The 14392-nt window shown below is 76.2% G+C and carries 12 protein-coding genes; 9 read left to right on the forward strand and 3 right to left on the reverse strand.

Going from position 1 to position 14392, the window contains the following annotated elements; all coding sequences use genetic code 11:
* The 5 genes from PAI11_RS22215 to PAI11_RS26600 all read left to right on the forward strand — a co-directional run.
* Window positions 1-834 (forward strand): LytR C-terminal domain-containing protein (locus tag PAI11_RS22215; RefSeq protein ID WP_040601397.1); only part of this gene is annotated, 834 nt, incomplete at its 5' end.
* 69 nt (window positions 835-903) lie between these two features.
* Window positions 904-1449 carry a histidine phosphatase family protein gene (locus tag PAI11_RS22220; RefSeq protein ID WP_007578933.1) on the forward strand — a complete coding sequence of 182 codons (546 nt, stop codon included), beginning with the start codon at window positions 904-906 and terminating at the stop codon, window positions 1447-1449.
* Window positions 1446-3389, forward strand: a complete 1944-nt coding sequence (locus tag PAI11_RS26015; RefSeq protein ID WP_007578934.1) for a flagellar hook assembly protein FlgD — start codon at window positions 1446-1448, stop codon at window positions 3387-3389. The genes PAI11_RS22220 and PAI11_RS26015 overlap by 4 nt, the downstream gene beginning before the upstream one ends.
* The gene (locus PAI11_RS25690) at window positions 3368-4963 is read left to right on the forward strand and encodes an O-antigen ligase family protein (RefSeq protein ID WP_007578935.1); all 1596 of its coding nucleotides are present in this window, start codon (window positions 3368-3370) and stop codon (window positions 4961-4963) included. The genes PAI11_RS26015 and PAI11_RS25690 overlap by 22 nt, the downstream gene beginning before the upstream one ends.
* Window positions 4960-6705, forward strand: a complete 1746-nt coding sequence (locus PAI11_RS26600) for a hypothetical protein (protein WP_138974488.1) — start codon at window positions 4960-4962, stop codon at window positions 6703-6705. Before PAI11_RS25690 ends, PAI11_RS26600 begins: the two co-directional genes overlap by 4 nt.
* Before the next feature lie 12 nt (window positions 6706-6717).
* On the opposite strand, the gene PAI11_RS22235 is transcribed toward PAI11_RS26600, so the two are convergent.
* Together PAI11_RS22235 and PAI11_RS22240 are read right to left on the reverse strand one after the other, a co-directional pair.
* Entirely contained in the window at window positions 6718-7767 is a 1050-nt protein-coding gene (locus PAI11_RS22235; RefSeq protein ID WP_007578937.1) for a glycosyltransferase, read from the reverse strand.
* An 11-nt stretch (window positions 7768-7778) separates the two neighbouring features.
* Complete coding sequence (locus PAI11_RS22240) at window positions 7779-8381, reverse strand: ASCH domain-containing protein (RefSeq protein WP_007578939.1); 603 nt, start codon at window positions 8379-8381, stop codon at window positions 7779-7781.
* Between the two features lie 109 nt (window positions 8382-8490).
* On the opposite strand from PAI11_RS22240, the gene PAI11_RS22245 reads away from it, so the two are divergent.
* From PAI11_RS22245 to PAI11_RS22255, 3 genes are all read left to right on the forward strand, one after another.
* Window positions 8491-9987, forward strand: a complete 1497-nt coding sequence (locus PAI11_RS22245) for a lipopolysaccharide biosynthesis protein (RefSeq protein ID WP_007578941.1) — start codon at window positions 8491-8493, stop codon at window positions 9985-9987.
* A 126-nt stretch (window positions 9988-10113) separates the two neighbouring features.
* Entirely contained in the window at window positions 10114-11430 is a 1317-nt protein-coding gene (locus PAI11_RS22250) for a hypothetical protein (protein WP_007578943.1), read from the forward strand.
* 94 nt (window positions 11431-11524) lie between these two features.
* Complete coding sequence (locus PAI11_RS22255) at window positions 11525-12289, forward strand: hypothetical protein (RefSeq protein ID WP_007578945.1); 765 nt, start codon at window positions 11525-11527, stop codon at window positions 12287-12289.
* A gap of 56 nt (window positions 12290-12345) precedes the next feature.
* Here the strand turns inward: PAI11_RS22255 and PAI11_RS22260 are convergent, their stop codons facing one another.
* A complete protein-coding gene (locus PAI11_RS22260; RefSeq protein ID WP_007578947.1) occupies window positions 12346-13341 on the reverse strand; it encodes a glycosyltransferase in 996 nt (331 codons plus the stop codon).
* A gap of 119 nt (window positions 13342-13460) precedes the next feature.
* Here PAI11_RS22260 and PAI11_RS22265 point away from each other — a divergent pair.
* A partial coding sequence (locus tag PAI11_RS22265) for a serine/threonine-protein kinase (RefSeq protein WP_138974489.1) occupies window positions 13461-14392 on the forward strand: 932 nt, incomplete at its 3' end.

Here is a 14392-nt window from a genome sequence, read left to right on the forward strand (position 1 = left end):
CCGCCGCGTCCGACCCCGCCGGGCGGCAACGGCGCCGCCGGCCAGCCGACCCGCGTCGTCCCGCTGACCAGCCCACGCCCGGCGACCGCCGCCGGCCAGGCGGGCACCGCCCGCGAGCGCGAGGCCCAGGGCGGCGGCCCGAACCGCTCGATCGGCAGCATCATCGGCGTCGCCCTGGTCCTGATCCTGGTGCTCGTCGGCCTGCTGTTCGCGTTCGGCGTGATCGGCGGCGACAGCACGACGCCGGTCGACAAGGCGAACGAGAAGGACCGTCAGGCGCTGCCGAGCATTCGCAAGGCGCCGAAGTACAGCGCCGCCGCGACGCGCGTGGTCGTGCTCAACGGCTCCGGGCTCAACGGCAAGGCGAAGGGCGCCAGCGACCTGCTGGACAACCGTCGCTTCGACATGGGGCCGGCCGCGACGTACAGCGAGAACGGCGCCAGCGTCCCGCAGGCGACGTCGACGGTGGCCTACACGTCCGGGAACCGCGAGGCGGCGCTCGCGATCGCGAAGATCCTGAAGATGAGGTCGGCGTTGGTGAAGCCGATGAACGCCAACATCCGTGCGGCGGCCGGCGGCAACGCGGACGTGGTCGTGGTCCTCGGGGCCGACTGGGCGGCCGGGCCCGGCCGCCAGCTGGCACCGAGCAACGGCCAGGGCCAGGTCCCCTCCGACCAGCAGCTGCCGCAGGGGCAGACCGGCGGGGCCGTCGGCAGCGGCTCGTCGGCCGGCAACGCCACCTCCGGCACCACCCAGACGCCAGGGACGACCGGCACCGGCACCGGGACCGGGACTGGCACCGGTTCCGGCGGCACCGGCGTCGGCGGTCAGTAGTCCCCGGCGGCGCTCGGCAGGAGCGCCGCCCCCAACGCCGAACCCCGACCTGAGTCACTTCGACGTCGCATGATCCTGCTCGCCCGTCACGGTCGCACCGCCTACAACGACGAGGGACGGTTCCAGGGCCATCGGCCCGTGCCGCTCGACGAGCACGGCCGGGCGCAGGGGTTCGCGCTCTCGCAGGCGATCGTCGCCCGCGGGGACGTCGACCGGATCGTCGCCAGCCCGCTGACGCGGGCGCTGGAGACCGCGGCGATCGTCGCGGCCGCGACCGGCCTGGCCCCCGAGGTCGACCCGCGCCTGGCCGAGACCGACTGCGGCGACTGGACCGGCCGGACCTACGCCGAGGTGATCGCCGAGGACCCCGAGGGCTACGACGCCTACCGCCGGCTCGACCTCGACTACGCGGCGCCCGGCGGCGAGACGTTCGCCCACCAGCTCGACGCCGTCCTGGCCGCGATCGCGGACGTCCGCGCGGCCGACGAGCGGCGCGACGGCGGCGCCACCCTGGTGGTCTGCCACCGCAACGTGCTGCGGCTGCTGCTGCGGCACGAGCGGGGCAGCGCGCCCGGGCACGACGAGATCGACAACGGCCAGCTCGAGGTCCTGTGAGCTCGCCGACGCGCGCCGCCCGGATCCTCTTCGTCCTGCTCGGCATCGGGACGGTCGCGGCGTTCTTCGTCGCCCAGCGGCTGAAGAACGAGCCGTCGGTGATCCAGGGGGTGCGCTTCCTCTCGCCCGACGTGAAGCGCCGCGCGCCGCAGATCACCTCGTTCTCCCCGAACCAGGTCCCCGACGGCCGGCTGGACACGATCGACATCCGCTTCAAGGTCGATCGCACGACCCCGGTCACCGTCGAGATCGTCGACAGCGAGACGCGCACCGTGCGGATGATCGTCCGCAACCGGCTGGCGCGCCGCTACCGGGTCCTGCACCTGTCCTGGGACGGGCGCACCGACGACGGGCAGGTCGCCCGCGACGGCCGCTACAAGCTCAAGATCACGCTCCCCGACGAGGGACGCAGCGTCGTCAACCCGACCTCGTTCACGCTCGACACCACGCCGCCGCGCCCGAAGGTCCGGCGGATCGGGCCGCAGACGGCCCGCGGCCCCGAGATCCTGCCGTCGACCGACGGCCGCCCGGCCGAGGCGGAGCTGATCCTGCGCGGCTGGCACCCGACCGCGCGGGTCGTGCGGATCGCCCCCGGCCCGATGGCCGTGATCCGCCCGCTCGACGTCACCGTCACCCGCCACGCCGCCGGCGGGACGCTGATCGGCGGGCAGCCGCGGGCGATCGAGGGGCGCGTCCGCTGGGACGGCACGCTCGAGAGCGGCCGGCCCGCGCCCGCCGGCTCGTACGCGATCCAGGTCTGCGTCCGCGACCAGGCCGGCAACGACGGCTGCGGCCCGACGGCGAGTGGCCGCGACGGCTTGCCGCAGCCGGAGCCGAACGGGCGCCTGCGCGGTCGCGGCGGGATTACGATCCGTGACATCGCCGTCCAGCCGAGCACGGCCCCGACCAGCGGCGACCACCGCCTGACCTTCTTCGTCGACGCCCGCGGGCGCCGCTACCACTGGATCCTGCGGCGGGTCGGCGACGGCCGCCGGGTCGTCGCCCGCGGCAGCGGCCGCGAGCCGCTGCTGCGCCCGCGCACCGGATCGGCGCGCGCGGCCGCCTACCGCCTGGCGGTCAGCGTCGACGCCGCCGACGGCCTGCGGCGGATCGAGGTGCCGGCGATCGCGACCGACGCGCGCCCGCAGAAGGTCCTCGTGGTCCTGCCCGCGATCAGCTGGCAGGGCGGCAACCCGGTCGACGACGACGGCGACGGGCTGCCGAACACGCTCGAGCAGGGCGCCACGTCGCGGGTCCGCGCCGCTCGCGTGATGTTCCGGATGCCGCGCGGCTTCGACCAGACCCAGCAGCCGGTGCTGGAGTGGCTGGCGCGCCACGGGATGCGCTTCGACCTGACCACCGACCTGGCGCTCGCGGCCGCCGAGGCCGAGGCGAAGGGGACCGCGATCGATCCGGCCCGGCCGCGGCTGGCCGGCCACAGCGGCGTGCTGCTCGTCGGCGAGCACCGCTGGACGACCGGTGGCCGCGACGGGCTCGCCGGTCGGCTGCAGCGGTTCGTCCGCGACGGCGGCACGGTCGCGGTGCTCGATCCCGCCAGCCTGCACCGCACCGTCGACCTGCGCGACGGCGTGCTCCGCGACCCGGGCCGCTTCACCGACGACGACGCGTTCGGGTTCCGGTCCAGCGGTGCGATCCGCCTCTCCGGGCCGCTGCAGATCGACCGCGACGCGCTTGGCCTCTTCCGCGGTACCGACGGGCGCTTCGACCGCTATCCGGTCGGCTGGCCGGCGCAGCTGCCGGCCGGCGCCGGGCGCGAGTCGAGCGCCGTCGACGACCGCGACCGGCTGGTGATCGCCGGCGCGCGGATCGGCAAGGGTCTGGTGATCCGGACCGGGCTGCCGACCTTCCCCGAGCGTCTGGGCACCGACGCCGACACCTCCGAGCTGATGAGCAGCACATGGCGACGACTCTCGCGCTGACCGCCGTCACGATCGCCGCCGCGCTGGCGCTGCTGCTGCGCGCCCCCGCCGCCCGCGCCGGAGCGATGGGCGTCGCGCTGGTCGGCGCCCCGATCCTGCTGGCGACCCAGCCCGACGTCTGGGACTCGGCGCCGATGCGCAAGCTGCGCGACGGGCCCGGCGGGATCCTGCTGCTGATCGCGGTCGCCGCCGTCGGCGTGCTGGTGCTGGTCGCCGCGGCCGCGTTCCTGCGCCGGCGGCCGGGGTGGGTCCCGCTGCTGGTGGCCGGGGTGCTGCCGTTCCGGATCCCGATCGACGTCGGGGGCGGCCAGCCGGTCAACCTGCTGGTTCCGCTCTACCTCGTGACCGGCGCCGCCGCGCTCGCCTGGGCCTGGGATCGGGTGGCCGGGGTCCCGCCCGCCCGCGCCGCGCGCGGCGGGATCCCGTTCGAGGACGGCGTCGACGACGCGCCGGGCGGGCCGCCCGTCGACCCGCGCCCGGTCGCCGCCGACGTCCTGCTGCTGCTGTTCGTCGTCCTCTACGCGGTCCAGAGCGCGTGGTCGGGCGACCAGGGCAAGGCGGTCGAGCAGGTCGCGTTCTTCTACGTGCCGTTCGCGCTGCTCTACGTCGTGCTGCGGACCACCCGCTGGACCGAGCAGCTGGCCGCCCGCTGCCTGGCCGTCGCGACCGCCGTCGCGCTGGCGCTCGGCGCGATCGGGTTCTACGAGTACGCGACCAAGACGGTCCTGCTGAACCCGAAGGTGATCGCGTCGAACCAGATCGAGGACGCCTTCCGGGTCAACTCGCTGTTCTTCGACCCCAACATCTACGGCCGCTTCCTGGTGATGGTGATGCTCGGGCTGACCGCCTGGATGCTGTGGTCGCGGCGCGGTCGCGGCGTCTGGGTGACCGGGGTCGTGCTGGCGATCCTCTGGGCGGCGCTGGTCCTGACCTACTCGCAGACGAGCTTCATCGCGCTGCTGGTCGGGCTGGCCGTCCTCGGCGGCATGCGGTTCGGGGCCTGGAAGGCGTTCGGGGCGCTGGTGGCGGTGGTCGCCGTCGGCGCGGTGCTGGTGCTGGCCGCGCCCGGCGCGCTGCGCCTGAACGGGCTCAGCCACGACAAGCTCGACGGGGCGACGTCCGGCCGGGTGGCGCTGACCGGCGGCGGGATCCGGCTGTTCGCCGACCACCCGGCGTTCGGCGTCGGCTCCGGCGGGTTCTCGCGCGCCTACCGCAAGGCCGAGCGGAGCGGCGAGCGCAAGGCCGTCGACGCCTCGCACACGATCCCGATCACGATCGCCGCCGAGCAGGGGATCGTCGGCCTGGCGGTCTACGCGCTGCTGGTCGTGCTGGTGCTCCGACGGCTGCTGCGCGACGCCGACCGGTCGGTCGCGCGGGCCGGGATCGCGGCGATGGCGATCGCGCTGATCGCCCACACGATGGGCTACGCGGCGTTCCTCGAGGACCCCGTCCTGTGGGTGCTGCTGGCGGCGGGCGGAGCCCTGGCCGGCGGCGCCGGACTCGCGGGCGCCGGCGTCCGCTCCGGCCGGCCGCGACCCGACGGCTCCCTGTCGGCGACGGCTTCGGCGTCGTGACCGGCCGATCGCGCCGTCGCCCGCGACGGGCCGCGCCCGCGCCCGGCCCGGGCCAGGTGTCGGCCGCCCGCTCCTCCTCCCGCGCGTCCGCGGACGGCGCGACGGGACCCGAGGACGACGGGTCGCTGCTGCCCGGGCCGGTGCTCTGGCCGGCCGCCGAGTGGGTCGTCGCCGCCGTCGGGATCGTGATCGCGGTCGTCGTCTGGGCCGTCGCGCCGACCGCCGGCAACTACGACAGCGTCCTCGACCTGGTCTGGGCGCGGGAGCTGCTGGCCGGCCACGCCCCGGGCTTCGAGGCCTACGCCGCGTCGACCCCGCATCCCGCCTGGCTCGCGCTCGGCGTCCCCGTGGTCGCGATCTTCGGCGACGGCGGCGACCGGGTCCTGGTCCTGGTCAGCGCGCTCTCGCTGGCCTTCCTCGCCGCCGCCACCGTCCGGATCGGCCGGGTCCTGGGCGAGGCGATCGCCGGCGCCGACGACGGGCGGCGCGCGCGGACCGGCCTCGCGACCGGCCTGGTGGCGGGCGCCCTGACCCTCAGCAGCTTCGCGTTCCTGCTGCTGGCCGCTCGCGGCTACCTCGACGTGCCGTTCCTGGCCCTGGTCGCCTGGGCTGGGGCGCTGATCCTGGCCGACGCGCGCCAGCGGCCGCAGCAGCCGACCTTCGACGTCGGCCGGCGGACGGCCGCCGACGGCGACGTCGGACGCGTCGCACCGCCGACCTGGCGCCGGCCGGCCGTGCTGCTGGCGCTGGCCGGCCTGCTGCGGCCCGAGGCGTGGGTCCTGGCGGGGCTCTACTGGCTGTGGTGCACCGCCCGCGGGCGCTGGGCCGCGGCCGACGACCCGCTCGACGGCCGCGCCGCGCACCTGGCGCTGGTGCTGGCCGCGCCGCTGCTGTGGGCGGCGATGGACCTGGCGGTGACCGGCAACCCGCTGCACTCGCTGACGGCGACCAGCCAGCTGGCGGAGGACCTGGGGCGCGATCGCGGGATCCTGCGGGCGCCGCGGGTCCTGGTCTCGGCGCTCGGCGGCCAGGCCCGGCCGCCGGTCGCCGCCGCCGGGCTGGTCGGCCTGGCGATCGTGCTGCTCGGGAGCCGGATCGGCCTGGCGCGGGTCGGGCGCCGCGTCGCGGTCGTGGTGCTGGCGCTGCTCGGCGGCGGCGTCGCGACCTTCCTGGCCGCGGGCGTCGGCGGGCTCTCGCTGCTGCCGCGCTACCTGACGGTGCCGGTGGTCGGGATCACCGTCCTGGCCGCGCTGGCGGCGACCGGCTGGATGGCGCTGCCGGTCGAGCACCGCTGGCGGCGGCCGTGGGCGCTGCTGGTCGTGGCGGGGGTCGTGCTCGGCGTCGGCGGCTACGTCGCCCTCAAGCGCGACGCGATCTCGCGGCTGGGGAGCGAGCTGCGGTTCCTGGCCGACACCCGCCGCGACGTCCGCGCCCTGATCGACGATCCGCGGGTCGAGGCCGGTCGCCGCTGCGGTCCGATCTCGCTGCCCACCTACCGGCTGGTGCCCGAGATCCGGCTCCAGCTCGACGTCGACGGGACCCGCGTCCTGGCCCGCAGCGACCCGCGGGCGCAGCGGCTCGGGGTGACCCGCGGCGGCGTCGCGATCACCGTCGCCGAGGGCAAGGCCGCCAAGCGCTACGGCCGCGCCGACGGCGTCCCTCGCAGCACCCAGCCGGCGCCGCCCGGCTTCCGCGCGGTGGCGCGGCGGGGAGCGTTCACCGCCTGGGTTCGGTGCGGCTAGCGCCGACCAGCGTCACCCGGCGTCGAGCCCGAGCTCCCGCAGCCGCTCCCGCAGCGGCGCGTTCTGGTGCTCGGCGGTCTGCTCCAGCGCCCACGCGCGCAGGGCCGCGTCGGGCGCCTCGCGGACGCCCGCCTGCGAGCGCAGCGCGGCGACGAACGCGTCGGCGTCGCGGGCGGCGATGATCGCGCGCTCCCAGGTGCGGGCGCCGGCCAGGTCGGGGACGACCGTTCGCCGCCCGAGCCGCGCGGCCTTGAGGATCCGGTACGGCAGCCCGGCGTCGTTGAACGGGTCGGCGCGGAACGGCAGCACCCCGACGTCGCTCAGCCGCAGCAGCTGCGCGACCGCCTGGTCCGGCAGCGCGCCGAGGAACGCGAACGGCTCGTGCCCGCGGCACCAGGCGAAGTCGGGATCGTCGGCCTGCTCCTGCTCGTGCACGGTCCCGACGAGCAGCAGCTGCAGCTCGGGCATCCGCTCGCCGACCGCGCGCAGCAGCGACCAGTCGACCCGCCGCCCGAGGTGCCCGAGCGACAGCCCGACCACTCCCGGCACCGGGTCGGGCGCCGGGAAGCGGTCGGCCGCCAGCGGGCTGAGGACCGTCGGGCGACCGTCCTCCCGCGCCAGCTCGGCCAGCCGCCCGCTCGACGCGACGACCAGCGACGAGAGCGCCGACGCCCGCCGGTGCAGGCGGCTCAGGCGCGCCCGCTGCTGCTCGCCGGCGTCGCCGGCCTCCTCGTAGCGATCCCAGCGCCAGTACCAGAGCTCGGCCCCGGTGCGCGCTCGCAGCTGGGCGGCGACCGGCTCCTGGAGGGCGTGGAAGAAGACGATCACGCGCGGGTCGCGGCCGTCGGCCCGCAGCTTCGCGTGGAACGTGGCGGCCTGGCGCCGGGAGAGCGCGTCGGCCGCGGGCTCGGGCAGCCGCAGGGCGCCGCCGTAGCCCAGCCGCGGCGGGTCGAGCGCGATCACGTCGCCGCCCCGCAGCAGGTCCTCCGCCTGCTCGCGGAGGATGAACTGCTCCAGCGGGCGGGGCAGCAGCAGGACGCAGGTCGGGCGCAGGTCCGTCACGGCAGGCGAGGCTACGCGATGGGCGAGGGCGGTCCGCCGACGGCAGGCTCCCGCTCCAGGAACGCCCGGCCGCGAGGCGACAGCCGGTAGCCGATCTCCAGGCTCTCCGTCAGGCCCAGCTCCTTCAGCCGCCGGACGTCGGCCTTGAAGGGCAGCTTCTCGCGGCCGAGCGACGCGGCCAGCTCGGCCGCCAGCTCGGCGGGCCGCGCCTCGATCAGCCGCAGGACCTCGCGGGTCCACGGTCCGCGCTTGCTGCGCGCGTCGATCCCGTCCAGCCGCGCGGCGAGCTCGCGGACCGCCGCGTCGTCGAGCGCGTCGTCCTCGCGCAGCGCCACCCGCCGGTCCGGCTGCAGGTAGCGCAGCCCGATCCGGTAGACGGTGCCCTCGCGGCGGCTCAGCCAGCCCTGGAGGTCCTCGACCGTGGTCCCGGCCCGGCGGGCGTCGGCCTTGGTGATCCGCTCCAGCGCGACCGTCCGCAGCGACTCGACCTCGAGCTCGCCGACGGCGGTCCGCAGCACGGTCCCGACCTTGACCGAAGGCCGCGTCCAGCGCCGGAACTGGACGCTGACCTCGCCCCGGACGATCGCGTCGAGGATCGCGCGCTGCAGCAGCATCGGCCGATCATCGCCGATCGCGCGCCGCCGGTGGTGGCGTCCGATCGGCGGCGGGATCCGCAGGCGATCGCCCGGCGTGGACCGGCTCGCGCCGTAGGATCCCCGCGCGATGGCGCCGCACCCCCTCCGCCGGCTGGTCGCGTCGGGCCTGGCCTACCAGGCGTCGGGCATCGCCGCGGGCGTGCTGGCGCTCGTCACCCTGCCGCTCTACACCTCGCACCTGAGCGCGGGCGAGCTCGGCTGGGCCGAGATCCTGCTGACCTGGATCATCCTGGCGTCGATCGTCCTGCGGGTCGGGCTCCAGGAGGCGCTGCTGCGCCACTGGTTCCTCGATCGCGACCGGGCCCGCCGCTCGCGGCTGGCGCGGCGGGTGGTCGCGGTGGTGCTCGCGGGCTCGACGGCGCTGGCGCTGCTCGTGCTGCTGGCGGCCAAGCCGATCGCCGACGTCGTGCTCGACAGCGACGCCGGCAATGCGGTCAGCACCGTTCGCGCCGCGGCCCTCGGGGTCTGGGCGTTCACCAACCTCGAGGTCGCCAACGCCCTGCTGCGGGCCCAGGAGGCGCGGCGGACCTACCTGCTCGCGTCGCTGACCAACGTCGCCCTGACGGTGGCCACCACGATCGTGCTGGTCGTCGCGCTCGAGCAGGGGCCCTCCGGCTACCTGCTCGGCAACTACCTGGCGTCGGCGGTCGTGCTGGTGGGCGTCTGGTGGTCGCAGCGGCGGCTGCTGGCCGGCGGCCGCGACGGCTCGGCGACGCCGATCGGACCGCTGCTGCGCTTCGGCCTGCCGACCGTCCTGCCCGAGATGGCGGTCTTCGCGCTCAGCTTCGTCGATCGCCAGTGGCTGCTGCAGGCCTCCGGCGCGGACAGCGCCGGCGTCTACTCCGGCGCCGTCAAGCTGGCGACGCTGGTGATCGTGGTCGCGCGGGCGTTCCAGGCGGCCTGGCCGCCGCTCGCCTACGACCTCGACGACGACGCGGCGCCACGGGCCTACGCGCAGGTCGTCCGCGCCTACGTCGTCGCGCTCGGCTGGGTGGTGGCCGCGCTGGCGCTGATGCGCCACCAGATCAGCGACCTGCTGCTGGGCAGCGAGTTCTCGCCCGCCGAGCACGTGGCGGTCGCCGACGCGCTGCCGTGGCTGGCGCTCGGCTGGGCGCTGTGGGGCCTGACCTGGGTCTTCACCTCGATCGCCGGCCGCGCCCACGCGACCGGTCGCACGCTGCCGGCCGCGCTGCTGGGGCTGGCGGTCAACGTCGCGGCGCTGGCGCTGCTGGTGCCCTCGCTCGACGCGACCGGTGCCGCGATCGCGCTGGTCGCGGCCTACGTCGTCGCGCTGGCGGTCGCGCACCTGCGGACGCGGCTGCTGCTGCGGGTGCCGTTCGAGCGCGGCCCGCTGGCGGCCGCGGTCGCGCTGCTGGCGGTGGTCGCCGTCGCCGGCGACCAGCTGCTGCCGGCCGACGGCGCCGCGGGCTGGCTGCTGCGGATCGCCGCCTGCGCCGTGATCCCGCCGCTGCTGGTGGCCGTCGGCGCCGTCCGCCCGGCCGAGGTCGCGGTGCTGCGCCGAGCGATCGCCGCCCGCCGCGCGCGCCGCGCTCCGTCGCCCTGAGCGGGGTCGCGGACGGCCAGTCGCCCGCCAGGCCGTTCGTCCAGCGCGACTCAGGTACGCCGTATCCGCCGCCGATGGGTTCCTCAGGAAGCCGGAAGCTTCCTGCGCTACCGTGGCGGTACCCCCATGAGCACGAAGAAACGCAACAAGGCCAAGCGTCCAGGGTCCCCGACCCACAAGCGACCGGAGCCCGCGTCGGCGGCCCGCGCCGAGGTCGTCTTCGACCGCATCGGCCGCCCGGAGATCGACCGGATCCTCCGCGAGCAGATCGGGATGTCGCTGGCGATCTCGGTCGAGCGCTCATCGGTCCCCGCGGTTCAAGCCTTCGTCGACGCGCTCGAGGCCGAGGACGACGCGGTCACCGCCGTCCGTGAAGTAGAGGGCGAGCTGGGGATCGAGCCCGGCGCCCAGGAGCTGCCCGAGCTCGAGCCCGAGCAGGAGCTGAAGCTGCTGCGGGCCGACGTCGACCAGGAGCGGCGGATCGCCGAGGTCGACAAGCGCCTGCTCGGCATCTGCCGCGAGGCGCTGGTGACGCTCGACCGCCGCGCGGTGCGGGCCGAGAAGGAGCTGGAGCAGGCGCAGCGCCGGACCGAGCAGGCCCAGACGCAGGCCGGCCGCCACGAGCGGCGGGCCGAGGAGCGGGTGGCCGAGTCCCAGCAGCTGCGCGGCCGGCTGGACAAGGCCGAGGCGGAGCTGGAGAGCGTCCGCGCCGAGCTGTCGAAGGTCCGCGCGCACGGCGAGGAGCTGGCCGACAAGCTCGAGGACGAGGCGGCGGCCCCCGCCGTCCCGGCCTCGACCGACGGCGACGTCGTCGAGCTGCGCGCGCGGCTGGCCGAGCGCGAGGCGCTGCTGCTGGACGCCCACGCCGAGCACGAGCGGCTCGAGGTCGCGCTCGAGGCGGCCCGCCGCGACGTCGCCCGGCTCCAGCACGAGACCGGCGACGAGATCGTCGACGGCGAGGACGGCGAGGAGCCGCTGCCGGAGGTCGAGTCGGTCGCCGAGGCGGTCCACGTCGCCGCCAAGCGCTGCAGCCACCTGGTCTTCACCGAGCGGGCCTTCGAGACCGCCGCCGACAGCCCGTTCTGGCGCCCGGACATGATCCTCAAGGACCTGGTCACCCTCGACAAGGTCGCCGAGGCGTACCTGCGGCCCGAGGGGATCGGCCAGCCGGTCGGTCAGCTGGCCCAGGACCTGGGCCTGGACTGGCGCTCCGGGGTCGGCGAGGTCTGGTACGGGATCCACCCCAACGACTACCACTTCAGCCACGACGGGGACACCCTCCGCGTGGCCGAGCACGTACGGGTCGCCAACGGCGCGGGGGCCCAGCGCTGCGCCCGGATCTACTGCGCGTTCCACCCCGGTCCGACGCCGGACAACGACCTGCCGCGCGGCGTCTACGTCGGCCCGGTCGGCCGCAAGCTGCCGGACTCGACGACCGGCTGAGGCGTCCGGCCTCCGGCCGCGCCCGGGTGGGACACTGCCGTCTCTCCGCTGCCGCGTGCCGCGGTGGTCGTCACCACCCTCGGAGGTCCCCCAAGTGCCGTTGATCCGCCGCCTCGCGGCCGTCCTGCCGCTCGCCGTCGTCGTCGCCGCGCCCGCGGCGGCGTCGGCCGCGCCGTGGGAGCAGGTCGCCGACGCGCCCGCCCTGCTGCGCGCCGCCGACGCCCCGCCGTCGAAGCTCGACCCGCGCGACCCGCGGCTGCTCGGGTCCGACCAGTCGGCCGTTCGCGTGGTCCGCGCCCGCGGCAGCCGCTGGATCCGGCTGACGCCGCGCGCGGCCCGCAAGTACCGGCACGGGAGGATGTCCCTGCAGTGCCGCTACGCCGACGCGGCCGGTGACCTGGAGCCGTTCACGAGCGGGACGGACGGTCCGCTCGGCCCGGGGCTGCGGCTCGCCGTCCCGCGGGATGCCGCGTACTGCAGCGTCGGCATGGCGTGGCGCGAGCGGCGCAACTCGACCTCGCGCTTCACGCTCGCGACGGTGGCGTTCACCAAGGCCGGCGGCCGGCAGGTGGCGCGCGTCGCAGCGGCGCGGTCGCTGATGCTGGTCGTCTTCGCGGCCACCGGCGACGAGGCGAAGCGCCCGCTCCCGGCGACCGCCGAGCTGGCCGCCGCGCTGGGGATCGAGCCGCTGGCCGCTCCCGGGGCGACGGTTCCCGAGGGCAGGATCGGCGTCTGGACCGACGCCGCCCGGCGGATCTACGCCACGACCACGCTGTACGGCAAGCGGCTCTACCTCGACATCGACGACGCGACCGACGAGTTCTCCTCGAACGTGGTCGACGTCCTCTTCGACGAGTAGGACGCCGGCGACGGGCTCGAGCGCGGCCGGCGACGCGGCCGAGCGGTCCGGCGCCGTCAGGCGGCCGCGCCGCCGGACGCCGCCGGCGGCTCCAGCTGGGCGTTGAAGGCCTCGGCCGCCTCGCGGATGCCCTCGCCGCGGTTCGGCGCGAGGGTCGCCCGCACGTGCCACCAGTAGCGCCGGGGCGAGTGTCCCGGCAGGACGATCGCCGCCAGCGCCCGCAGCAGGTAGGGCCAGGCGGCGAACGGCCGGCAGAGCAGGGCGACGGCGTGGCCGTGATGGGCGACCAGGTAGCGCTCCTGGTTGCGGTGCAGCTCGACGATCCGCCGCCGGGCGCCGGTGCCGGTCGACAGGCCCTCGTGGTGGACGCAGCGCGCGGCCGGGACGTGGAGCGTGTGCCAGCCGTTGTCGGCCAGGCGCCGCTGCAGGTCGACCTCGTCGCCGTAGACGAAGTACTCGGGATCGAGGTGGCCGATCGTCGCCGAGGCGCTGACCCGCACCAGCAGGCAGGCCGACTGGCACCAGTCGACCTTGCGGGTGCCGCCGGCGTCGCCGCCCGTGCGGCGACCGGACTGCACGACCAGCGGCTTGTGCAGCAGGCATGCCTGGGCGAGCGTGGTGCCGAAGCCGGGGAACCGCCAGGCCGAGGGCTGCTCGCGACCGTCGGGGCGCAGCAGCGCCGCGCCGGCGCAGGCCGCCTGGGGATCGCGCTCGAGGGCGTCGAGCAGCTCCTTCGTCGCCCCGGGCCGCAGCTCGCTGTCCTCGTTCAGCAGCAGCGCGTAGCGGCCGCGGGCGGTGTCCAGCAGCTGGCTGTCGTTGGCCGCCTTGCCCTCGCGCCGGCGGAGCGCGATCACCGTCGCCCCGACCGGGTGCGCGCGGGCGATCGCGACGCTGTCGTCGGTCGACGCGTTGTCGAGCACGAGGACCTCGGTCGGACGGTCCAGCAGCCGCTGCTCGCGCGCGATCGCGTCGAGGCAGGCGGGAAGGACCTCCGCGCCGTTGGTCCCGACGACGCAGAAGCTGACCAGGGGCGTGTCAGCACCGGCGGGCACGGGCGCACGGTACCGGCGTCGGCGGCACTACGGCACACTGAAGGGGTCCTCCCACCGGCGTGTGCGTGCGCGGCGGGCCCGCGGAGGGCGCTCCCGCCGGCGTGGCGGGCGGTGACGCAGTGCCTGAACCTGGCGATCAGATCGACGACTACCGGATCGAGCGACGGCTCGGGACCGGCGGCATGGGCGCGGTCTTCCTGGCCGAGCACACGACCCTCGGCCGTCGCGTCGCGCTCAAGCTGCTGTCGCTGGAGCTGGCCGGCGATCCGTCGTTCCGCGAGCGGTTCGAGCGCGAGGCGCGGCTGGCCGCCCGGCTCGATCACCCCAACGTGGTCGCCGTCTACGACGCGGGCAGCGGGCCGTCCGGCCTCTGGCTGGCGATGCGCTACGTCGCCGGCGAGGACCTGCGCCAGCGGCTGCGGCGCGCCGGCGGCCGGGTCGCGCCCGAGGTCGCCGTGTCGATCGTCGAGCAGGTCGCCGCGGCCCTCGACCACGCCCACGCGAACGGGATCGTCCATCGCGACGTCAAGCCCGCCAACGTCCTGCTCGAGGACCCGGCCGCCGCCGTCTCGAGCGCTCCGGGGACTCCGGAGCCCGAGGCCGGCCGGGTGCTGCTGGCCGACTTCGGCCTGACCAAGGAGCTGGACGGCAGCCACGAGCTGACCCGCACCGGCCTGGTGCTCGGGACCGTCGACTACATGGCGCCGGAGCAGATCGAGGGCGGCACGGTCGACGCCCGCGCCGACCTCTACTCGCTGGCGGCGATGCTGGTCGTCGCCCTCACCGGCGAGCCGGCCTTCGACGGCACCACCGTCGCCAAGCTCTACGCGCACGTCAACGCCGATCCGCCGCGGATCGGCGCGCAGCGGGCCGATCTGGCGCCGTTCGACGAGGTGATCGCCCGCGGGATGGCCAAGCTGCCCGACGACCGCTACGCGTCGGCCGGCGACCTGGCGCGGGCCGCCCGGGCGGCGCTCGAGGGTCGCCCGGTCGCGGTCGAGGCCCACCCGGTGGCCCGCGGCGCCGCCGCGGCCGGCAGCGGCACCCTGGT

Source organism: Patulibacter medicamentivorans, from assembly GCF_000240225.1.
In the GTDB taxonomy this organism is placed as follows: Bacteria; Actinomycetota; Thermoleophilia; order Solirubrobacterales; family Solirubrobacteraceae; genus Patulibacter; species Patulibacter medicamentivorans.

Bases quoted from the DNA above. Each gene is read 5' to 3' on its own strand.
- PAI11_RS22245 (WP_007578941.1), top strand. From the start codon at position 8,491: ATGGCGCCGCACCCCCTCCGCCGGCTGGTCGCGTCGGGCCTGGCCTAC.
- PAI11_RS22240 (WP_007578939.1), bottom strand. From the start codon at position 8,381: ATGCTGCTGCAGCGCGCGATCCTCGACGCGATCGTCCGGGGCGAGGTC.
- PAI11_RS22250 (WP_007578943.1), top strand. From the start codon at position 10,114: ATGAGCACGAAGAAACGCAACAAGGCCAAGCGTCCAGGGTCCCCGACC.
- PAI11_RS22220 (WP_007578933.1), top strand. From the start codon at position 904: ATGATCCTGCTCGCCCGTCACGGTCGCACCGCCTACAACGACGAGGGA.
- PAI11_RS25690 (WP_007578935.1), top strand. From the start codon at position 3,368: ATGGCGACGACTCTCGCGCTGACCGCCGTCACGATCGCCGCCGCGCTG.